Origin of the sequence: Reichenbachiella agariperforans, assembly GCF_900142205.1 — a bacterium.
Classification (GTDB): Bacteria; Bacteroidota; Bacteroidia; order Cytophagales; family Cyclobacteriaceae; genus Reichenbachiella; species Reichenbachiella agariperforans.
Genome location: NZ_FRAA01000004.1, coordinates 305,494 through 328,107, shown reverse-complemented (window position 1 = coordinate 328,107; position 22,614 = coordinate 305,494). Strand labels below are relative to the sequence as shown.

The 22,614-nt window shown below is 41.9% G+C and carries 15 protein-coding genes and 4 tRNA genes; 14 read left to right on the top strand and 5 right to left on the bottom strand.

The features are described 5' to 3' along the window. Window position 1 precedes the first annotated feature (1 nt). Both BUB99_RS12605 and BUB99_RS12600 read left to right on the top strand, forming a co-directional pair. Window positions 2–2,497, top strand: coding sequence for a chondroitinase-B domain-containing protein (locus BUB99_RS12605; RefSeq protein ID WP_073122872.1), 2,496 nt, complete (start codon window positions 2–4; stop codon window positions 2,495–2,497). A 94-nt stretch (window positions 2,498–2,591) separates the two neighbouring features. After that, window positions 2,592–4,913, top strand: a complete 2,322-nt coding sequence (locus BUB99_RS12600; RefSeq protein ID WP_073122986.1) for a chondroitinase-B domain-containing protein — start codon at window positions 2,592–2,594, stop codon at window positions 4,911–4,913. Between the two features lie 231 nt (window positions 4,914–5,144). Here BUB99_RS12600 and BUB99_RS12595 read toward each other — a convergent pair whose 3' ends face one another. After that, window positions 5,145–6,545 (bottom strand): polysaccharide lyase family 7 protein, encoded by a 1,401-nt coding sequence (locus tag BUB99_RS12595; RefSeq protein WP_073122871.1) that lies wholly within the window; start codon window positions 6,543–6,545, stop codon window positions 5,145–5,147. 547 nt (window positions 6,546–7,092) lie between these two features. Between BUB99_RS12595 and BUB99_RS12590 the strand changes: the two genes are divergently transcribed. After that, complete coding sequence (locus tag BUB99_RS12590; protein WP_073122870.1) at window positions 7,093–10,110, top strand: SusC/RagA family TonB-linked outer membrane protein; 3,018 nt, start codon at window positions 7,093–7,095, stop codon at window positions 10,108–10,110. A gap of 49 nt (window positions 10,111–10,159) precedes the next feature. Continuing rightward, window positions 10,160–11,764 (top strand): RagB/SusD family nutrient uptake outer membrane protein, encoded by a 1,605-nt coding sequence (locus BUB99_RS12585; RefSeq protein WP_073122985.1) that lies wholly within the window; start codon window positions 10,160–10,162, stop codon window positions 11,762–11,764. A 299-nt stretch (window positions 11,765–12,063) separates the two neighbouring features. Here BUB99_RS12585 and BUB99_RS12580 read toward each other — a convergent pair whose 3' ends face one another. The 3 genes from BUB99_RS12580 to BUB99_RS12570 are packed head-to-tail and all read right to left on the bottom strand — an operon-like array spanning window position 12,064 to window position 14,847. Next, on the bottom strand, window positions 12,064–12,711 hold the full coding sequence (locus tag BUB99_RS12580) for a response regulator transcription factor (protein ID WP_073122869.1): 648 nt from the start codon (window positions 12,709–12,711) through the stop codon (window positions 12,064–12,066). Then, on the bottom strand, window positions 12,711–13,364 hold the full coding sequence (locus tag BUB99_RS12575; protein WP_073122868.1) for a sensor histidine kinase: 654 nt from the start codon (window positions 13,362–13,364) through the stop codon (window positions 12,711–12,713). The genes BUB99_RS12580 and BUB99_RS12575 overlap by 1 nt, the downstream gene beginning before the upstream one ends. Before the next feature lie 25 nt (window positions 13,365–13,389). Further along, window positions 13,390–14,847 carry a tetratricopeptide repeat protein gene (locus BUB99_RS12570; protein ID WP_073122867.1) on the bottom strand — a complete coding sequence of 486 codons (1,458 nt, stop codon included), beginning with the start codon at window positions 14,845–14,847 and terminating at the stop codon, window positions 13,390–13,392. A gap of 130 nt (window positions 14,848–14,977) precedes the next feature. Here BUB99_RS12570 and BUB99_RS12565 point away from each other — a divergent pair, with 130 nt between their 5' ends. Further along, window positions 14,978–16,999, top strand: a complete 2,022-nt coding sequence (locus tag BUB99_RS12565; protein WP_073122866.1) for a PKD domain-containing protein — start codon at window positions 14,978–14,980, stop codon at window positions 16,997–16,999. Window positions 17,000–17,215: 216 nt separating this feature from the next. Here the strand turns inward: BUB99_RS12565 and BUB99_RS12560 are convergent, their stop codons facing one another. Continuing rightward, window positions 17,216–18,166: a phosphatase PAP2 family protein gene (locus tag BUB99_RS12560; RefSeq protein WP_073122865.1), complete on the bottom strand. Its 951-nt coding sequence runs from the start codon at window positions 18,164–18,166 to the stop codon at window positions 17,216–17,218. 557 nt (window positions 18,167–18,723) lie between these two features. Between BUB99_RS12560 and BUB99_RS12555 the strand changes: the two genes are divergently transcribed. From BUB99_RS12555 to rplA, 9 genes are all read left to right on the top strand, one after another. Beyond that, window positions 18,724–18,809: transfer RNA gene (locus tag BUB99_RS12555), tRNA-Tyr, on the top strand. Window positions 18,810–18,846: 37 nt separating this feature from the next. After that, window positions 18,847–18,919 (top strand) — tRNA-Gly (locus tag BUB99_RS12550). A gap of 14 nt (window positions 18,920–18,933) precedes the next feature. Next, window positions 18,934–19,005: transfer RNA gene (locus BUB99_RS12545), tRNA-Thr, on the top strand. Window positions 19,006–19,233: 228 nt separating this feature from the next. Beyond that, complete coding sequence (gene tuf / locus BUB99_RS12540) at window positions 19,234–20,421, top strand: elongation factor Tu (RefSeq protein WP_073122864.1); 1,188 nt, start codon at window positions 19,234–19,236, stop codon at window positions 20,419–20,421. Window positions 20,422–20,537: 116 nt separating this feature from the next. After that, window positions 20,538–20,610: transfer RNA gene (locus BUB99_RS12535), tRNA-Trp, on the top strand. A gap of 27 nt (window positions 20,611–20,637) precedes the next feature. Beyond that, complete coding sequence (secE, locus tag BUB99_RS12530; protein WP_073122863.1) at window positions 20,638–20,829, top strand: preprotein translocase subunit SecE; 192 nt, start codon at window positions 20,638–20,640, stop codon at window positions 20,827–20,829. Window positions 20,830–20,848: 19 nt separating this feature from the next. Then, entirely contained in the window at window positions 20,849–21,406 is a 558-nt protein-coding gene (gene nusG / locus BUB99_RS12525; protein ID WP_073122862.1) for a transcription termination/antitermination protein NusG, read from the top strand. A 2-nt stretch (window positions 21,407–21,408) separates the two neighbouring features. Further along, a complete protein-coding gene (gene rplK, locus BUB99_RS12520; RefSeq protein ID WP_073122861.1) occupies window positions 21,409–21,852 on the top strand; it encodes a 50S ribosomal protein L11 in 444 nt (147 codons plus the stop codon). Between the two features lie 12 nt (window positions 21,853–21,864). Beyond that, a complete protein-coding gene (rplA, locus tag BUB99_RS12515; protein WP_073122860.1) occupies window positions 21,865–22,563 on the top strand; it encodes a 50S ribosomal protein L1 in 699 nt (232 codons plus the stop codon). The last annotated feature ends 51 nt before the right edge of the window (window positions 22,564–22,614 follow it).

Below are 22,614 nucleotides of genomic sequence, written 5' to 3'. Positions count from 1 at the left end.
TATGAACAAAAACAAACTATGGAAAACAGAGTTGAACTCTGTTAAGAAACTCTGTGCTACAATAGGGTTCGTGATATATTGTACGAGCACCTTTGGTCAAAACGTAACGACCGTCAGTGATATCGATGAGCTCAAAGATATTATCAACGCAGCTTCTCCCGGAGATACAATTCAGATTGCAGATGGTACATACGATGGCAATGGTATGACCATCAATGTACAGGGAACGGATATTGCAGATATTACTGTACGTGCCGAAAGTACCGGAGGCGTTGTATTCACAGGAGATACCAAGTTTGTGCTCCGAACTTGCGCCTACTTGACGATTCAAGGAATCACCTTTACCAACAGCGGTACCGCTATTAAACTAGAAGGATCTAATAATATTCGTATTACTCGAAATATCTTTAGGCTGACGGAAGAGTCCTCTACCAAATGGGTATACATAGGAGGGGTTTGGGATCAACCCACTTCTTCGTTTAGTCATCACAACCGTATCGATCACAATCTATTCGAGAACAAAGTAGAAGTTGGCCACTATATCACTATAGACGGGTCAGGAGAAACGGTTCAATCGCAGTTTGATGTCATCGATCACAATCATTTTCGCAACAATACTCCTCGTGCAACCAATGAAAAAGAATCGATCCGGGTAGGATGGAGTGAAATGTCTGAATCTAGCGGCTTTACGACAGTAGAGTTCAACCTCTTTGAAGAGTGTAATGGTGATCCAGAGATCGTGTCACTCAAGTCCTGCGATAATATCGTCCGTCACAATACTTTTCTCAAAAGTGAAGGAACTTTGTCTCTCAGACATGGCAATAGGAATCGCGTAGAAGGTAACTATTTTTTGGGAGGAGGCGCTGCATGCTCTGTTACAGCTGAGGGGATCTATTGCACCGGAGGGATTCGAGTTTATGGAGAAGATCATGTTATTGTGAATAATTATTTTGAGGGACTCAAAGGTCAAAAATGGGATGCGCCCATTACCTTGACAGAAGGAGATGCCGAATCGGGCAATGGTTCGCTGAGCAAACATTTTCGCATTGAGCGTGCGCTTATCGCCTACAATACCTTGGTCAACAATGATTATGGAATTGAAATAGGATTTGATAACAATGGGAAATACAGTAAGCCACCACGTGATGTGACCATGGCTTATAATATAGTTACAGGCTCGACCAATGATCTTATTTACTATCACAATGAGCCAGACAATATGGTGTGGGTCAACAATATTATGCAACCTACTGGTACTGCTATGTTGACTAGCGATGAAAGAACATTTGAGTCGACGGAGGTTTCGGTAGAGAACCCTTTCCTCTCCTACGACGATGAGACGGGTACATGGAGGTCTACGGACCAGACTCCTGTAGCATTGAGAGCCTCTACAATATTGGATGAGTTGGCAGAGGATATTGAGGGACATAGTCGCCCAGAGACGAGTACCGTAGGTGCAGATCATTATAGTCTCGAATCTGTACGATATGCACCGCTGACAAGCGAAGATGTCGGGCCGCATTCTTTTCACCCAGATTATGACGGAGAATCCGAAGTGGACTACCTCCTTGTCTCTACTAATGAAATCAGTACGGGAACAAATGCGACTGTATCTTCATTAGATATCAATACTAACCTAGAATGGACGGTATCTACTGATGCGACATGGGTAAGTTTAGATGTTACTAGCGGTACAGGGTCCGGTAGTGTCTCCGTTTCGGTCACTGCTAATACGGACTATATGCCGCGTACTGCGACTATACAGGTGTCTGGAAGTGGGTTCTCACGAGACATTACCGTGGTGCAGGCTGCTGCTGTATTAAACTTAGGGGGAGAAAAACTCAATATAGTAGCTGTCATGGCAAGTGCTGAACAAGATGGGAATGGTAAAGAAAATGCCATAGATGGAGATATGGACACGCGATGGTCGGCAGAGGGTGAACAGCATTTGACTTTAGAACTGGATGGAGTCCACGAGGTGAGTTATGTCAAAATAGCATTTCTCAATGGTGATGAACGTACGACTACATACAAAGTAGACCTGTCTGAAGACAATACGACGTTTGTGAACTTGGTCGCTAAAACAGAAAGCGCTGGTTTTACTGAGGATTTTGAAACGATAGATTTCGAGGATACGATAGCCAAATATATCAAGCTTACAGGGTTTGGTAATTCATCATCGGATTGGAACAGTATCAGCGAGATAGAAGTATGGGGAGAAGCCAATGGTAGTCAGGCCACGCTCAGTACTAAGGCTCAAAACAGATCGGATATAGTACTTTATCCGAACCCCGTTCAAAGCACCATTCACCTTAAAGGACTAATGGTCCATTACCAAGCCTATACACTGTTAGATATGACCGGACGTGTTCTGGAGCACGGTGAGTTGCAAGGGAATGTCATTGATGTCAGTGGCGTTTCTTGGAGTGGGATGGTCATGTTAAAGATCAGTGGTCTTCATGCAAAACCACTTTCTTTCACAGTGATAAAGCAGTAACTTTTAATCGAGTTGTCTTATCAGAGAATAGTCCGTGCAATACATGTTTTTAATCAATCAGGGAGATAAAGAATTTACTACAAATAAAAGAGCAATGAAAAGGAATACTATTTGGCTAGCAGCATTACTATTTTTGGCAGCAGCCTGTCAGGAGAAAGTTACGAGTAATCAGCAACGGGTCGTTACGGACGCTGCATCGTTACAGGTCGCACTGGATAGTGCTAAGGCGGGCGATGTGATCACCATGGCAAATGGGGTTTGGAAGGATGTCCAAATCAAATTTGGAGGAAAAGGAACCGAGGATGCTCCGATAACCCTGCAGGCAGAGACGCCAGGCCAGGTGTTTATAGAAGGAGAGTCGGATTTGAAATTCGGGGGGGAGTATTTAACAGTGAGTGGTCTTTACTTCCGAAATGGGTATACGCCATCAAATGCAGTGATCGATTTTAAATTTGATAAAGAGCAAGTGGCAAATCACTGTCGCATCACCAATACCGTGATCGAGGGGTTCAACCAGATGAGCCGAGATAGAAAGGATCACTGGGTAGAATTTTGGGGTAGAAACAACCAAATGGATCACTGCTATCTCGCGGGAAAATCCAACGAAGGGCCGACTGTCAGAGTAGAGATTAAAGGCAGGAGAAACATTAAGAACTTTCATCAGATCGTTAACAATCATTTTGGTCCTCGTCCAAGAAAGGGAGGACCTAAAGGGGAGACGATCCAACTAGGAGATAGTTTTAGCTCCATGTCTCCTAGCAATACTACAGTAGCCAATAATCTATTCGAAGAGTGTAACGGAGAAGTGGAGATTATCTCTAGCAAGACGAATTTCAACGAGTTTAGAAACAATGTTTTCTATAAGAGTGAGGGATCGCTCGTGACGCGTCACGGTAACTACTGCACGATTGATGGCAATTATTTTATCGGAGATGAAAACTCTGAAAATATTGGAGGAATTAGACTGATCAATACAGGGCATGTTGTGACCAATAACTATTTCTACAACTTGAAAGGAAAAAGTTTTAGAAGCCCATTGGCTGTGATGAATGGGATACCAAAGTCGCCACTCAATCGCTACAATCAAGTGACGGATGTCATCGTCGCGTACAATACTTACGTAAACTGTCCATCTCCATGGCAGTTTGGGGTAGGGACAAACATCAGCCAAAAAGAAGTACTACCACTATCCGAAATCAGGTCAGCAAGGCCGATCCGTACAGTAGTTGCCAATAATCTGATCTACAACGAACAAGGAGACACTGCTCCAGTTGTAGAACACGACAAGGCTGATGGAGTGACTTTTGCTAGTAACTTTATTCAAAATCAAGGTGTTCGGTTTGATGAAAGGCAAGGGTTAACATCTACAGAAATGACACTAGACAAGGTGGGTGAGTTGTTGTACAAGCCTACTACCGCATCAGCAGTAGAGGCATATCAAGGCTTTGAGTTTGATCAATTCAAAACTGATATTTTTGGTAATTCCAGAACTAACGATACTAGTATTGGTGCTATGATTAAAGCGCCTGCTGCGGACCCTATGATTTTGGATAAGGGTCAGTACGGTGCAGGTTGGTTCTCGAATGAAAAGGAAACCAAAGAACCAAGTATGATCGATGTGCATCCAGAGGGGACAGATCTAGTAGATAAACTTGCCTCTGCAGAAGCGGGAGATGTTATCGTATTGATGCCTGGTACTTATACGCTGACCGAATCTCTGGTAATCAATAAGGCGATTACGATCCAGTCGAAAGATGAGAATCAACTCGCTGAGATCATATACTCCGGAGCTGCTGGTACACCAGCGTTTCAGATGAACCCTAAAGGTGAGCTGATACTCTCTCAAGTTATACTATCGGGTACAGGTACCCAGCAGGCATTTGCTAGCCTCGAACAAAACATGTCTAGTCATTACAATCTTAGAGTCAAAGGATGTGAGATCAAAGGGTTCGATTACGTGCTAAAGGCATATAAGGAGACTTTTGCAGAGGAGATTAGTTTTGCTAATTCTACACTCAGAGATTGTCAAAATGGGATTGAATTATCCCAAGAAACAAATGACAAGGGAGACTACAACGTGGAATTCTTGACCGTAGAGGGGTGCGTATTTGATAATGTAAAAGCCAACGTAATAGACTACTACCGTGGAGGGTATGACGAGTCCACGATAGGTGGTAATCTCTCGGTCATCAACAGTACATTCACACAATGCGGAGGAAAAGAGAGCAACGGAATCTTACTCAACACACGTGGGATTGTCAATGTAAACTTAGAAGACAATACCTTTAAAAATAACTCAGTCAAACTGGTCGCTCTACTGTGGGGTGCGAAGAACAATACGCACGCTAACAATCAAATATCCAACTCAGGTAAGATTGTAGTGCAAGAAAACTTAAAGTTGACGCTTGTTTATTAGTAGATAGAATCTTAATACCCCTAAAGACCTTGTCGTAGCTTGCCTACTGGCAAGGTCTTTTTACTTATATGGGTATCATGTGTGGTAAGAGGCTGCATTCCCTTATTGCTTTTTCATTGTTTTGTAGAATGTATGAGCCGCGAAGAAGGTATTGATTAGTCTAAAAGCCTTAAACCTAAATTGGGTTGAGGTTTAAGGCTTTTAGCCTGACTAGGCCACTAGATTGGTTATTTATTCAGTGTGAGCAGTTCTAGCCGAATATAGAATGACTTGTGAATCTTCGACCTTGTCGTCATTCCATTTAAAGTAGTTTCCAGTTTTGAAATAGTTGTCGTGAATGTAGCCATTTGTTGCATAGTCATACAGTTCTGTATACTCCACGTCTATCCCTTTTGCTTCACAGTGCAACGCATAGTAGAGAACGCCTCTTTTTACGAGTAGTGTAATGGTGAACTTTTCATTGTCTACTTGGCCAATTGAGGTTTTTCTAATGTATTTACTCGTCCAGAGATCTCCTTCTTTGGTGGGTTTTACATAGTGCTCTGTGATCAATTCACCTTCTTTCCAAAGAACCTTGACAGTAGCAGGATCTCCTGGTGCACCCGTTCTACTTCTACCATGTATTTGAGCGACATAGGTTTGTCCATCGCCGTTGCAGAAGTCTACGCTCAGCGTAGAGGCTAAACCATGCACACTTTTTCTATCCATGATCCAGTTGTCTGATGTGGATTGATTTCCTCTCCAATATTCACGGAGTTCGGTTCTGCAGTATCCCGAGCCGTTGATTTCTTTATAACCAGATGTAGTAGCTCCTGTGAATTTGGTGTACATCGTGTAGCTGTCATCATCATTTAGGTAAAAGAATGGAGCGGCATCCTCAGACAAGTTATTATTTTCAATGTCTTCATAGTAGATAGAAGTGGCACTACCGCCATTATCAATTGGGACAGACAGGTACCAGTTGATCCATGTAAACGCTGGACCTGACGCTAAGTCTACTTCGGTTTCTTCGGTGATGGTCGTGGTATAGGTTTGTATAGAGCCGTCTTCTGCCGTCACGGTATATGTGATAGGAGACGAAAAATCTTGTGCTACACCAGAAGCGGGTGATATTGTAGCGTTCTCTGAAATGACAATGGTAGGGGTTAGGTTGCTTGCTGCAGAGAGGTCTGGTATCCACGCTTTGATTTCTCCCTCGCCAACGTAGGCTGTTACTACAGGGGCTAGTCCCTCAAATGAGAAATTGAGTATTGCATTTGAGGAATCTAAAGGAGGCTCTTCTTTAGTGACAGTAGCAGTATAGACTTGCGTAGAGCCGTCTTCAGATGTGACGGTATAATCTACAGGGAGTCTAAAGTCCTGAGTTGTTTCTGAAGCAGGAGACAAACTCGCCAAAGCGGAATGAGTAACTGTTGGAGTCAAGGCTGTTACATCAGTATCGTAAGGTACGGTCAATGCTATGTCTGTGTTAGTGATGACACCTGTCACCACAGGATCCAATTCCTCAAAAGAAAAACTATCTATCTGTTTGGTGTCATCGAACTGTTCTTGTTTGTCTTCTTCATCGCACCCTGTGAGGGTATTCAAGAACAAGAACGCGAATGCGGCTAGTAATAGTAAGTACTGTTTCATAATCTGTCTTTTTTTAATTCTTTCAGTTCCTAATTGAACCTAACAAACCTAGTGGTAAAATCGGATTTATAGTATTGGTTTTATAATAAATATGTAAATTGGTTAACCAAAAAATAATGTTTGAGACAAGGAATGGTGTATTGCTTTGAGTGTAGTGCAAGTGTAGCATGACGAATGTAGTAGGCAAGAAGAGTAGGGTGAAGTTCATGTCTTGCTAGTGCTAAATCATTTTTCTGGAGTGTCATTGGCTAAATTCAGCACGTTTTATTTGTATGTATATACATTTAAATAACAGTAAAGCTTTCTTTTACTAATGTAGCCTAAGGTTTTAGCAGATGATTTTATTGACCGAGTTTATGGCGAAGTGAATAGTAGCTCCGCTAGATGCGAGAAAATGACATTTGATAATTTGAATCCATGGGATTGATTTTTTGATAAATGTTATGGAGTTGTTAAGATATTCTCTATATTGGCTTCTCAATCGATTGGTCTACCAATTAATTGATTGTCCAATTAGCATTGATTACTAAAATTAAGTTTACGAATTATGAAAAGACTATTACTATTAAAAAGTAAGTACATGGCGGTTATTGCCATGTGTTTGTTATCGTTTTGGGCATCTGCACAGACTACTGTGACGGGTGTTGTCACTTCGTCTGAAGATGGCGAAAGTGTGCCAGGTGCTACGGTACTGGTGAAGGGAACGACCAATGGTACGATTACAGATTTGGATGGCAAGTATTCATTGTCAGTGCCTGAGTCTGCCACCTTGGTAGTTTCGTTTGTAGGTTTCGAACAGCAAGAAGTGGCTGTAGGAAGTAGATCAGTGGTAGATGTATCATTGAATACCGATTACAAGCAATTAGAAGAGGTCGTCGTAGTGGGCTATGGTACTGTCAAGAAAAGTGACAATACGGGCGCACTATCATCAGTCAAGTCAGAAGAACTGAATGCATTTCCTACTTTGAGTGCAGTGCAGGGTCTACAAGGTCGTGCTGCTGGTGTTCAAATCCAGTCAACTAATGGCGGTCAGCCAGGTGCTGAGATGAACATGAGAATTAGAGGAGGTAGCTCGATCAACGCAAGTAGTAACCCACTCGTAGTTGTAGATGGGTTTGTAGGTGGAGAAATGCCCCCCCCAGCGGATATTTCATCTATGGAAGTGTTGAAAGATGCATCTGCTACTGCAATCTATGGGTCTAGAGCAGCCAACGGTGTGATCCTCGTGACTACCAAATCTGGTGGAGCAGGTAAAACCAAAGTGGATGTGAATAGTTCCTACTCATATCAGGAAACAAGCAATCGCTTGGATCTATTGTCTGGTGAGGATTATAGAGATTATATTTTAGAAGTAGTACCAGCTTATAGTTATGACGCGACAGTCGATACGGATTGGCAAGATGAGATATTCAGACCAGGGCATATTTGGAACAACCAAGTTTCTGTTAGTGGCGGTAGTGAGGCTGTCAAGTATTATGTTTCAGGTACGCAATTCGAGCAAGAGGGTGTAATCGATAACTCTAATTATGAGCGTTTCTCAGTTACGAGTAATTTGAATATTAAGGCTTCTGACAGAGTTACGATTGGAATGAACTTGTACGGAAGAAGAAGTATTGATCAAGGTGTATTGACACAGGAGACTACAGGTGGTAGTAGTAGTACAGGTGTAGTTGGAGCAGCTGCAAGACTGGAACCAGATACTCCAGTTCGTGATGCAGATGGCAACTATACGCAATCTAAATTGGGAGATAACATTGATAACCCAGTAGCGATAGCTAATGAAATTGACAGAGAAAGAGTCACAGATAGATTTCAGTCTAATGGGTTTGTGGATTTCAAACTACTAGATTGGTTGAGCTTCAAGACTACTTTAGGAGCGGGCGTTACATCATATAGAGAAGGAATGTTTAGCTCTTCTGACCTTGTGAGAGGTGGTGGAAGTGGAGTAGCTACGCTTGAATTTGACAAGGCAACAAACTTGTTGACAGAGAATTATTTTACAATCAACAAAGAGTTTGGTATTCATAGAATCAACTGGGTGAATGGATATTCTTTCCAGAAGAGAGTAGACGAGGGGTTAGAGACAGGAGCGAGTGATTTCTTGTCTGAGGCTACATCCTACTGGTTGTTGGAGAGTGGAGCGGCAAGCATCTCTCCTGTATCTGCACAGTCAACCAGAATTTTGAAATCGTACTACTCTAGAGCGAACTATACACTATTAGATAGATATGTGTTTACGGCCACTATTCGTTACGATGGTGCATCGAACTTTGCGAAGAATAACAAATGGGCATATTTCCCATCTGGAGCGGTAGCTTGGAATATTGGCGATGAGCCATTCCTAGAGTCTATCAATACCATTTCTGATATGAAAATCAGAGCGAGTTATGGTTTAACAGGTAATCAAGGTATTGGTGCTTACGAATCTTTGTCTACTGTCGATGCTTACTACAGCAACAGACCAGGGCAGGGAGCATTGATCTTAGGGACTCTGGCGAACCCAGATTTGACTTGGGAAACTACAGCTCAATTGGATATTGGGATTGACGTAGGATTGTTTGATAATAGGGTGAGGTTGACGGCTGATTACTACGATAAGCAGACCTCTGATTTGTTGTTTGATCGACCGATTCCAGCTTTCTTCGGGGTGAATGAGACTGTTCCAACACAGCTCCAAAACTATGGAGAGATACGAAACCAAGGGATTGAAGCCATGTTGACTACTAGAAACTTGGTAGGAGACTTGACTTGGACTTCTAACTTGGTGTTTTCCATGAATAGAAATGAAGTGACATCACTACCAGATACAGCAACGATCTCATACTACAATGCTCCAGGACACTTTAACATTACATCTGGATTCCAGTTGTTGCAAGAAGGACAGTCTATGGGCGTGTACTATGGGTATGTATATGAAGGTGTGACCCAACCAGGGGATGTCTTGTTAGTAGGATCAGACGAGAAGATCGGTGGAGAGCAGTTTGCTGATCTTAATGGTGATGGTGAATTGACAGATGAAGATAAGAAGATCATAGGTAATCCACACCCTGATTTTATTTGGTCTTTCAACAACGATTTCACATACAAGAACTTTGATTTGAATGTCTATATTCAAGGAGTGCACGGTAATGAAATGTTGAATTTGACAAGAATGGAATTGGAGTCTTTCCGTGGTACGAATAACGTGTCTACAGCAGCTCTTGACCGTTACCATGTACTAGATAACCCTTCAGGAACCATTCCTTCTGCAGATCCAGGAAGAACTCAGAAAATCTCTTCGAGATGGGTAGAAGATGGAAGTTACGTGCGTTTGAAAAACGTGGCTTTGGGATACACGATTCCTCAGTCAGTATTGGAAAAAATCCGTGTGCGTTCTTTGAGAGTGTATGTGAGTGCACAAAACTTGTTCACAATTACCAATTATTCTGGATTGGATCCTGAGGCGGCTTATGCTAATGAAGGGGAGGGTACGAACAATGCCGATTCCAACAGGAACTTGGGACTAGATTATGCTAGTTATCCGAATGTGAAAACATATACGGTAGGACTAAACTTAGGCTTTTAATATAAGCCAGTAGATTAATCAAATGTCAAATATTAATTCTAAGAAAATCATGAAAAAATCATATATAATCTCAGCAATGTTCGCCTTGGTCATGGTGTTTTCCATGTCATGCGAGACTTTGGATGAGAGTCCAAAGAGTGTATTGGCTCCTGAGGGCTTATTTACTACCCCTGAAGAATTGCAGGCTGCAGTGAACGGTGGATACTCCTTATTGACTAGAGAGGAGTTTTATGGAAGAAAATTATCATTGGCCTTGCTTGTCAGAGGTGATATGTGTGGAATCGGTGATCCGAGTACTTCAGCACGTAGACAGACTTGTGACCTAATGCAGATGGGAGTAGACAATGGGTTGGTTAATGTTTTCTGGCCTATTGGTTACAAAATTTTGGCAGCTGCGAATACAGTGATCAATGCGCAAGATGTAGTGTCGGGAGATGAGGCAGATGTAAATGCTGTAGTAGCTCAGGCTTACTTTTTGAGAGCCTATGTGCACTATGTGTACATGAGATTGTTTGGGGAGATCATTTATATGGATGGTCAGCCAATTGATGATCCGTTGGCTATTCAACAAACCTCTATCGCAGATTCGTATGAAGGGATCATCGCTGACCTTGAGTATGCTGCGGAATGGTTAGTAGATATTCCTGTCGATGGATCGTACCCAGGCAAAGCGGCTGCTCATGGTATGCTGGCTTCTGTCCACATGACTCGTGCTACGTCTACGGCCGCAGAGACTTCTGATTGGCAAGATGCTTTGGATCATGCAGAAGAAGTCATCAACAATGAAGGCAAATATGGTGTGGCTTTGGAAACAGACTATTACGATATTTTTGATCCAAACCATACTTCTACTGAAGTATTGTTCAAGGTGGTGATGATTGCCAATGATTCTTATGAAAAGACTCCTGGTGATTTAGGAGGGTCGAATGCAGGTACGGATCAAATTGCTTCTGTAACTGGCCCTAGAGGTGACGAAAGATTCACAGCAGTTAATGCCGCCGCTTTTGGTTGGAGTGCGATTGTTCCTGAGTTAGAAGTTTACACCAGTTGGAATGGCAAGGATTATCGTAAAGCCGTAAGTTTGGATACAGCGATTACTTTCGAAGGTAACCCTGATTATTACTTCACTAATTGGGGGGGGATTCCTCAGAATGTAGCTAGACCAGCGATTGCTAAGTACTTTAGAGCGGTAGGTGAGTCTAACACAATAAACGGAATAGAGACAGGTCCAAGTTTGAGAGATTCGAATGCCAAGCATATCATGATGAGATATGCAGAGGTACTTTTGATCGCAGCTGAGGCTTCAGTAGAGTTAGGTAACAACGCAGCAGCAGTTAGCTATATCAATAGAGTAAGAGCACGTGCAAGAAACGCTGCTGGTGCAGGTGATGCTAAGTATCCACCGAGCCCAGTACCTGCGGATATTACTGGGACTGTTACGATTGATGATGTTCTCGAAGAGCGTAGATTGGAATTGGCATTCGAAGGGGTCAGATGGTATGACATCATCAGAAGAAAGAAAGGAGATGTATTCTTAGGAGCTGCACCGGCTTTGGAAACAAGAAATTTCGATCCTGCCAGAGATTACTTGTGGCCTAAATTTGATGTAGACGTAACATTGCTTGATGGTTTGACTCAAAACCCTGGATACTAGTTTCTTCAGAAACAGACAAGAATTCTTTAATTGTACTAAAAGGACTGTTCATCACGAACAGTCCTTTTTTTTATAAAAAGAGAGTTATTAGGGAAAAGAAGGGGGCAGTCGGTAAAGTTGGGGGGAATTCGGTAGACAGGTTCGATATTTTTTATTCCAATCATTCAAATTAACCTCAAGGACTTATAAGAGATGGTTATTCACGAAAAACAATAATGAATTTCGAACAATGAATCTTAAATCACGAAGTAACCCTCGATCTCTCGCCAGAAATACCGACTGATCCAAAAGAGCAGCGTTTATAGCAGTACAAACCCTTCTCTGATGGCATACTTGATAAGGTCTGCGGTGGAGTTGACTTTTAGCTTCTTTTGGATATTGGCTTTGTGAGATTCTACGGTTTTGATACTCAGGGATAGGGCAGCTGCTATTTGTTTTTGGAGCTTCCCCTCTGCTAGGAGTTGGAGTACTTCGATCTCTCGTGGGCTGAGGAGTTGTTTGTGTGTTTGATCTTGCTGTACACTATTAGCGAACCCTTCAAAAGCGATGTGAGAAATACTCTGTCCAAAATAATGTTCTCCTTGATGTACACGCTGTATGGCTTCCACGATTTCTTCTTTGCTAGCATCTTTGGTCAGGAAACCACGAGAACCTGCTTTGACACACGCTTCGATGAGAGACGAGTCATTTAGGGCGGTTAATATTATAATACCGAGTTGTGGACTGGAGGTCTGAAGCCTTTTGGTGAACTCAAGTCCTGATTCTCCCGGTAGATTCATGTCGAGCAGCAGAACATCTGTCTGACCCAATAGTCCGCTATTGATATATTCGTTAGCAGATCGAAATGCACCTGCAATGTGCAACTTCGCCTCATGCTGTAATAGGGAGATGAGTCCCTGTAGCATGATTTTGTGATCATCGACAAATACCAAATTGATTTTATTCATTAGGCTGCTTGATTTGATTTAGGCAAAGATATAGTGAAGACACTTCCTTTGTCAGGTGCGCTATCGACGTGGATCATTCCTTGATTTTTTTTGATAAACTCATGACATAGGATGAGGCCCAACCCACTGCCTTTATTGGGTGAGTGACCAATTTTGGAGGGATCTTTGGTGATGTCAAAGAGCATCTTTTGTTCGTGCGTACTCATACCAATACCAGTGTCATGAATACTGACCTTGACGAACTGTTCATCATACGAGCCATATATGTGGATAGCCCCGTCAGGGTGGGTGAACTTGACGGCATTGGCTAAGAGATTTCTAAACACCAAGTCAATGGTAGCGAGATCCGCATGAGCATAGAGTTGAGTATCCGTACTCATGTTTACTTGTATGTTTTTGTTTTGTACCGCGGACTGTATGAGTTGGATATTTCGTTTGAGTAGCTCGCTCAGGTCTAGTGTTTGCGTATTTATCGCAAGAGACTTAGTTTGAGAGAGAGCCCACTGTAGTAGGTTTTGTAGGAGCTCGGATAGTTGCTGTGTTGACTCGCCGAGATAGTCTAATTGTTCGTGCAGCTCTGCAGTAGAATAATGTTCTGCATTTTCACGGAGACCGGTTGTGAGCATCTTGAAAGCCGAAAGAGGGTTTCGCAAATCGTGTGCGATAATGGCGAAAAATTTATTTTTGGCAGCATTGAGTTTTTCTAGTTCTTCGTTTTGAGTTGCGAGCTTTTGTTCCGCTTGTTTTTTGAAGCGATAGCGACTCCATAGTACGAGTGCTAAGATGGCTAAATAATGCCAGAGCAGCCAATAGCCCGTTTCTAAAGGTGTTTTGTCTTGCTAGATTTAGAGCCGTGATTTCATTCTCTTTGTCTAGAACAGCGATGCGATTGTCGCGATTGGCGATTTCGTAATTTTTTTGCAGACTGCTGATTTCTTGGACTTGCGTGGCATTGAGGATACTATCGGCATTGGCTTTGAACTCTTCGTGATAGTTGAGTGCTTGGCGGTAGTCTCCTGTGGCTTTGTATAACTCGTAGTAGCTTTCTGCAATACTTTTTTTGAGTACAAATGAGTTAAGCTCAGCAGCAATCGTATTGGCTTGATCTAATGTCGTTTTTGCTTTGTCAAAGTCTCCCATCAATCGAGAATTGATAGAAATGCTTACTTGAGATTGTGCGACATTGGTCCGCATGCCCGATGCTGAAAAAATCGGTAAGGCTTTTTCGTAGTAGTCAAGACTGCGTGGGTAGTCGTCGAGGGAGAAGTAGACAGACGCAAGATTATAGTAGGCAAAAGCAAAACCTACAGTGTCGGCGATGGATTGGCTCAGTGATAAGGCTCGTTCGTTATGAAATAGCGCACTGTCGTACTTCTTTTGCTTAGAAAAAATGTTGCCTAGATTAAGATGGCTGATGCTTAGCCCAAAAGTGTTGCCCGATGCTTGCTGTTGTAGCATGGCTTTTTGATTGAATCGGATGGCTTCTTCATAATTGCCCATATTTTTAAATATCTGTGCCACGTTGTTATAGGTGGTGGATAGGTTTTTTGTGCCCATGGCCTCTTTAATGGTCAAGGCGTTTAGGTAAAAATCTATGGCTTCTTGATTAAGTCCCAGGTGGTTAGAGACATTGCCGAGGTTGTTGTAGGCTTTAGCCAAACTAGAGGAGTCGTGGACTGATACCGCGAGTGCTACTGCTTCTAGTAAAGGTTCACGAGCAGATGTCATTTGATCCAGTTTGGTCATTTGGACTCCAGTAATGATCAGGGCATGGATGAGTAACCGGTTGTCTCTAACCTTTCGGATTTTCGGGATGATTTGATTGAGGCTATCGATGCTTTGCTGACGGCTGTGGATCAGTCCGATTGCGCTAGCCTCTTCTATTTGTATCCAATATAGATCTTTCGTTTGACCGAGTTTACGTGCCAATTGTTTTCCTTCTCTAGAATAATTGAGCGTGCGCTGCGCACCTTCTCGGTCTGATATACCATGGTTACATAAATCTACCAAAGTAGCCAATCTCTCGTGGGCAGACTGACTGTCTAGTACCGCTCGAATGCTGTCCTGAGTCGTTCTTTGATCACTGATGCTCAGTGTCGTACTCAGGACGGTAATGATTAAAAGTTTGATTGTCATGGTGTTTTTGAAGCCATTTTAGGGATTTCCTGAGTGGGTTTCAGGGTAATTCCTGATTGATTTTCCCCTTGTTTCAACCCTAAATTAGCCAAAAGAAACAAATTGGATTAATCAAATAAAAAATAATATTATGCCATCTTATTCGAATTTTCATAAACTCATGCGCAACATGCTGTTGCTTGTACTAATAACCTGTTTTATTTCTTGTGGAGAGGATGATGGGGGAGACCCAAACGGAGGTACACTCACTGTAGATGCTGGGCCTGATCAGACAGTAGAGTTAGGTGATGAAGTCACTCTAGCTGGGAGCGGAACTGCAGACTTACTTTATTTTTGGGAATTTACGACAGTCCCGTCATCGGTTGGTTTTGCGCTAGTAGATGACCCTACTGATCCTAACTCTACTTTTACACCTACCGAGGCAGGTACTTATGTGCTACAGCTTACGGGAGAAAATGCTAATGGAGATACGGAGAATGACGAGATGACACTGACTGTGGAGACGGGAGATGTGCCTGAGGAGATAGGCGGTACGATCAGTACAGACCGCACGCTGGTCAATCGATTTGAAGATCCAGATCTGCCAGATTATATCGCCTCGTCCATGGTCAGTGTACAAGCTGTACTGACAATTGACCCAGAGGTCAAAATTATTTTTGCCGAAGATCAAGGACTCGAAGTGACTACTGGAGGAAGTATTATTGCCGTAGGTAGTGGTACGGAACCTATCACTTTCACAGGAAAAGATGAAGTGAAAGGCTACTGGATGGGTATCAATATCCTGTCCAATAATCCGGCTAACACACTAGAATATGTGGAAGTTCGCTATGGAGGGAGTAGTGGCTTTGACGGAGCGAATGTGAAAGCTAATGTCACGCTCAAAGATGCAGGTCGATTGAAAATGGCACATTGTACCTTGTCAGAAGGTGGGGGGGCAGGTGTTGCCTTGAGAAGTTTGACTTCTACATTAGTTGACTTTACTAGCAATACCATCACACAAAACGAAGTGCCGGCAACAGTTCTTTTTACTCATTTTCATTATTTCGATGGACAGTCGGATTACAGTGGGAATATTGATGATTATATCGATTCGGAAACTACGAGCCACGATACATCAGAAGATGTGACTTGGGCAGCGTTAAATGTACCTTATAGATTGCCAGCCAATATTGCAGGAATTCAATCCGATGTTGTGATTGAAGAAGGTGCAGAATTTATTGGTCAGGAAAACAGTGGTTTGCAAATCATGGATGGAGGTTCTCTGAATGCAGTGGGAACTGCTAATTCCAAGATTGTATTCCGTGGTGAGCAGGACGTAAAAGGTAAATGGATAGGCCTATCATTTCATTCTAATACTATAGCCAATGAACTGACGTACGTGGAGATATATAACGGCGGACAAAAAGGTTTCGATGGGGCTAATCTCAAAGCCAATATCATGGTAGATGATGCAGGGCGTCTCAAGATGACAAATGCTCTGTCGACCAAGAGCGCTGGCTATGGACTCTATACCCGAGATTTGGAGAGTACACTCGATGATTTCGCTAACAATGTACTAACTGATAATGATGCTCCTGTCATGACGAGATACAATCACTATCATTATTTTGACGCAGCATCGGATTACTCTGGTAATACGCACGACTATATAGATTCTTACTGGGGCAACAAAGAGAGCACACAGACTTGGACGTGGGAGGCTTTAAACGTGCCCTATCGATTAGCACCTAATGTTGAGGATATATACTCTAATGTTACGATACTGGCGGGGGCGGAGTTTATCGGTCAGCCTAATGGTGGATTTCGAATCCAAACAGGTGGCTCCATGAAGGCCAATGGAACGAGTGTCAACCCTATTGTATTCCGAGGAGAGCAGGATGTGACCGGATATTGGAAAGGCTTGCGTTTTTTGTCCAATATGCCTGATAATTCTTTTGTCTACACTACTGTGTCTAATGGTGGAGAGGAAGGGTTCGATGGAGCGAACAGAAAGGCAAACGTAGAAGTAGGCGGGTCTTCAGCTCAGTTCTCGGCGAATAATTGCACCTTTAGCAAGAGCGGTGATGCGGGGGTTCGCGTGCAGTCAGGAGGCGCTTTTTCTGATACCAATAACACTTACTCTGGTAATTTAGGAGTAAATGTGGATAGCTAAATGGCTAAACGTAAGATTTTAACCTATAGCGTTAGGTTATGTATTTACCCCGGGTTGGCTTTGGCTGATTCGGGGTAATTTTTTAGTGTAGACTATACAGCGTTTCATCAAATGATAGTCATACTAATAAGTGAGCTATTAATCATTTTGAATGATAAACAGCTTCTGGTTTGTTAGATAAGCTTAGGTTTTGCTCTTCCGTACGCAGGTTGTTTACTAGGATAGTAGTTTTAGTTTGATAGAGAGCCATGGTGCAATGTAGATACCTGACAGCGCTGATATAGTATAGCGAATGTACTGAAGGAGATGATTGGTATAAGAATTATCTGTCCAATCAATAAAGGGTAGTTTTTTTAGCAAAACGATAGGAGCAACGATGAGAGCCATTGTCAACAACGTCCGAATGAGTTTTATGACGATTGATTTACTCTTGGGATCAAAACCCAGTGTTGTTTTTTCTAGCCTGGCACCAATCAAGATTCCAAAAATGAACCCCAAACTCCCTGTGAATGCCGTCGGTAGGTTTGTAATGTTTGCGTCTTTAATAAGTAAGGTCGTCAGCCAAAAAAGCAGACTGACTCCTATGGAGGTTAGCGATATTTGAAATAGGCTAAGTTTATTCCAGTGCTGGCACACCTCCTCTTCATACTTCAAAACGATTGCCAAGATGAGCCCTCCAAAGCCCCAGCCTAGTATAATGTCTTCTAGGTAATGCACGCCCAGATATGGTCTGGAAAAGCCAATTAATAAAATGAAAGCTAGTGCTATGATCCTGAAATGTAGGTTATGATACGTATGGTGTAAATATCCAAAAAATGGCACAGAAGCCATTGCATGCCCAGATGGAGTGGAAAATTCCATGGCAGTAACCTCGGCGTAACTGTGCGATACTTCCCAGTGTTTTAAGTAGGTACCTTCTAGGACAAAGGGTCTGGGGTTAGCAATAATCATTTTGAGTATTTGATTGATTATTGTTGTAGAAAGTACAATTACAGCTAGTCGTAAGGCTAGTTTTTTGTCGTACATCATGTAAATCCCCACAATGATTAAAATATAGCCTTCTTTATCCCCTATAAGAGTGAAGGTATGTAAGATCAAGGTCCAGAACTCGGTTCGGTATTCGGCGATTGCTTTAAGAGCATCAAGTCCAAGTGGGAAATCAGGCATGCTTTGTTTTTTATGATGGAAATAGTTCAGTACTATGGAGTATACAGGATGGTTTATACTGAATACTAGTGAAAGCCGCTGTTGAGTAAAATAGAGTAAGAGTTGTTGAAGTCCAACTTAATGATCTAAGAAAGGCATTCTCAGCTAATGATATAAGACGATTCTGGAACATAGCAAAGCGTTATTCAAATCATTAAAAAATTGATTGTCAACTCTATAATGTGTAAGGAGAGGGGGAGTAGGATTTTTTATATGATTCCATCCCATAAAACGATTGTATTCATAGATATAAACATTAGCTTTGCAGTCCTGTTGAAAATCAGTTTCTAAGTAAGTCCGTAGGGATTGCTAGCTTTAGTTTTTGTCAGCTCGATCGTTTGACAGAGACAGTTGAAATCGATTTAGGATAGGGTTTTGGAAAAATATTCGAATGTTCTGAAAATAAATTTCCAAAAATTTGAATAAGAATCAAAAGCATATAATTTTGCACTTCCTAAAAAACGAGAGAGTGATTTTCTTCCCTCGGTTTAGGGAAGGTTCTTAAATTTAATGACCAAGGGGGGATACCAAAGCGGCCAACTGGGACGGACTGTAACTCCGTTGACTTATGTCTTCACAGGTTCGAATCCTGTTCCCCCCACCATTGGCCGTGCCATGCAAGCATGGTGCGTTTATAATAAGCGGGAGTAGCTCAGTTGGTAGAGCGACAGCCTTCCAAGCTGTAGGTCGCGGGTTCGAGCCTCGTCTCCCGCTCTTATTATTGATTAGCCGATGTAGCTCAGGGGTAGAGTGCTTCCTTGGTAAGGAAGAGGTCACGGGTTCAAATCCCGTCATTGGCTCAAATTTTGAGCTTTTTATGGTTGAGCTAAAATTACCCAGTAAATTGAAATGAGTGGCCAAGCAATATTTATCATTCGATAATTATTCTCTTTATCCAGTCATCTTTTTATTTCCTGAGTCTTCTTTCTTTGTTAAAGAAGCTATTGGCGAGAATTATGTGTTGCTATATATGTAGTGTAGCATTTTTATATTTAAATAAGTTTTAACTAAAATAGGAATTTTCAGACATGGCTAAAGAAACCTTTGACCGTTCGAAACCTCACGTGAATATTGGTACTATTGGTCACGTGGATCACGGTAAGACTACTTTGACAGCTGCTATCTCTTCAGTATTAGCAAACAAAGGTCTTGCAGACGTAAAAGATTTTGGTTCGATTGATAACGCACCAGAAGAAAAAGAAAGAGGTATTACAATCAATACTTCTCACATTGAATATCAAACAGAATCTAGACACTACGCTCACGTAGATTGTCCAGGTCACGCCGATTATGTAAAGAACATGATTACTGGTGCTGCTCAAATGGACGGTGCTATCATCGTGGTTGCTGCTACTGATGGGCCAATGCCTCAAACTAGAGAGCATATCTTGCTTTCTCGTCAGGTAGGTGTTCCTGCTTTGGTTGTATTCATGAACAAAGTGGATTTGGTCGATGACCCTGAATTACTTGAGCTAGTTGAAATGGAAGTAAGAGAGTTGCTTTCTGAATACGACTTCCCAGGTGACGATATTCCTGTAATCGCTGGTTCTGCGCTTGGCGCATTGAACGGTGAGCCTGAGTGGGTTGCTAAAGTAGAAGAGCTAATGACTGCTGTGGATGAGTATATTCCATTGCCAGAAAGAGCTGTAGATAAGGATTTCTTGATGCCTGTTGAAGATATATTCTCTATTACTGGTAGAGGTACTGTTGCAACTGGTAGAATCGAAAGAGGTGTGACTAACACTGGTGATGCTGTTGACATCATTGGTATGGGTGCAGAGAACATGAAATCTACAATTACTGGTGTTGAGATGTTCAGAAAGATTTTGGATAGAGGCGAAGCTGGTGATAACGTTGGTCTACTCTTAAGAGGTGTTGAAAGAGATCAGGTGAAAAGAGGTATGATTATCTGTAAGCCTGGATCAGTTAATCCTCATGCTAAATTCAAAGCTGAAGTTTACGTGCTTTCTAAAGAAGAAGGTGGACGTCACACTCCATTCTTCAACAGATACCGTCCACAGTTCTACGTAAGAACAACTGACGTAACTGGTGAGATCATGCTTCCTGAAGGAGTAGAAATGGTTATGCCTGGTGATAACGTAACTATCGAAGTTACTTTGATTAATAAAATCGCCCTTGAAAAAGGATTGAGATTTGCGATCAGAGAAGGCGGTAGAACTGTTGGTTCAGGACAAGTAACTGAAATCTTAGACTAAGGTCTAAGGTCTTATCAAGAATATAACAATGCGCTTCATTAATAATAATGAAGCGCATTTGTTTATATGATTTATATATACTAATTTTGCAGTCCTTTTTGAAGGGATTGTTATACACGGGTGTAGCTCAATTGGCAGAGTAGTGGTCTCCAAAACCATTGGTTGGGAGTTCGAGTCTCTCCACCCGTGCAATGTTTAATAGCAAAGGTTTGTACTATGACTAAACTGATAAATTTTTTTAAAGAATCTTATGATGAGATGGTCCACAAAGTTACATGGTCCAAATATTCAGAATTACAGAGTAGTTCAGTTTTAGTTCTCGTCGCTTCCCTGATCTTTGCGTTGTTCATTGGTTTGATAGATATCAGCTTTGAGAATCTATTGGACTGGTACTATCATAATTTATAAAGCCTAAACCCTAGATACAATGAGTGATCTGAAATGGTACGTAGTTCGTGCTGTCAGTGGGCAGGAGAAGAAAGTTAAATCTTATCTCGAAACTGAAATTACCAGAATGGGTCTAGAAGATTTCATTCCTCAAGTCATGATACCTGCAGAAAAGGTGTACGAAATGAGAAATGGAAAAAAGAGAGTCCGCGAGAGAAACTTCTTTCCCGGATATATTCTTATTTCTGCAGACATCAATCACGGTGAAGTACAACATACTATCACGAACATCCCTGGTGTTATAGGTTTTTTAGGTGCAAATGATGGGGGACCTTCTAAAACACCAGTTGCGTTGCGTCAAAATGAGGTAAATCGAATTTTGGGTAAAGTTGACGAGGCGGAAGAGCAAGAAGAACAGCTCGATACTCCGTTTATCGTAGGTGAGGCAATCAAAGTTATGGATGGTCCATTTAGTGGATTTACAGGTAATGTCGAAGAAGTCTTCGAAGAACGTAAAAAACTTAATGTTATGGTTAAGATTTTTGGACGTAATACGCCTGTAGAGCTTAATTATATTCAAGTAGAAAAAACAGAGTAGAAATGGCTAAGGAAATTAGTGGTTACTTAAAATTACAGATTAAGGGTGGTGCTGCCAATCCTTCTCCTCCTGTAGGGCCTGCACTTGGTAGTAAGGGTCTAAATATCATGGACTTCTGTAAGCAGTTCAATGCTAGAACCCAAGAGAAAGCAGGTCAGGTTCTTCCTGTACTGATTACTATCTACACTGACAAGTCTTTTGACTTTGTGATCAAGACGCCTCCAGCAGCAGTATTGTTGCTGAATGCATCCAAACTAAAGAAGGGTTCTTCTGAGCCTAACAGAGATAAAGTTGGGTCTGTGTCTTGGGATCAAGTTAAAGAAATTGCAGAGACTAAAATGCCTGATTTAAATGCATTTACAATAGAGTCTGCAATGAAGTTGGTAGCTGGTACAGCTAGAAGTATGGGATTAACAGTAAAAGGACAAGCCCCTTGGGCCAATTAATTTAAAATTAAAATGGCAAAATTAACGAAAAGTCAAAAACTAGCTGCTGAAAAGTACGACAAGACTCTATCATACAGTATGGAAGAGGCTTCAAAGCTAGTGAAGGAAATTACTACAACTAAGTTTGACGCATCTGTAGATGTGGACCTTAGGTTAGGAGTTGATCCAAGAAAGGCAGACCAAATGGTGAGAGGAGTAGTTGCTCTTCCTCATGGTACAGGAAAAGATGTGAGAGTATTGGTGCTATGTACGCCTGACAAAGAGCAGGAAGCAAAGGATGCTGGTGCGGATCACGTAGGCTTGGATGAGTATATCAAGAAAATCGAAGGTGGTTGGACTGATGTAGATGTTATCATCACTATGCCGACAGTTATGGCTAAAGTAGGTCGTATCGGTAGAGTTCTTGGACCTAGAGGTTTGATGCCTAATCCTAAGTCTGGTACGGTTACGCTTGATGTAGCGAAAGCGGTAAAAGAAGTAAAGTCTGGTAAGATTGACTTCAAAGTAGATAAATTTGGTATTATTCACGCTAGCGTAGGAAAGGTGTCTTTCACTGCTGAGCAGATCAAAGAGAATGCTTTGGAATTGATTAGCACCGTGTCAAAATTGAAACCTGCAAGTTCTAAAGGTACTTACTTTAAAGTAATTAGCCTTTCTAGTACGATGAGTTCAGGGATCACTATTGATAAGGGGTCAATTGCTGGATTGTAAATTAGCTTTAAATATTTCGTGCCATTAGGGTAGGATATAAAAAGAACTAAG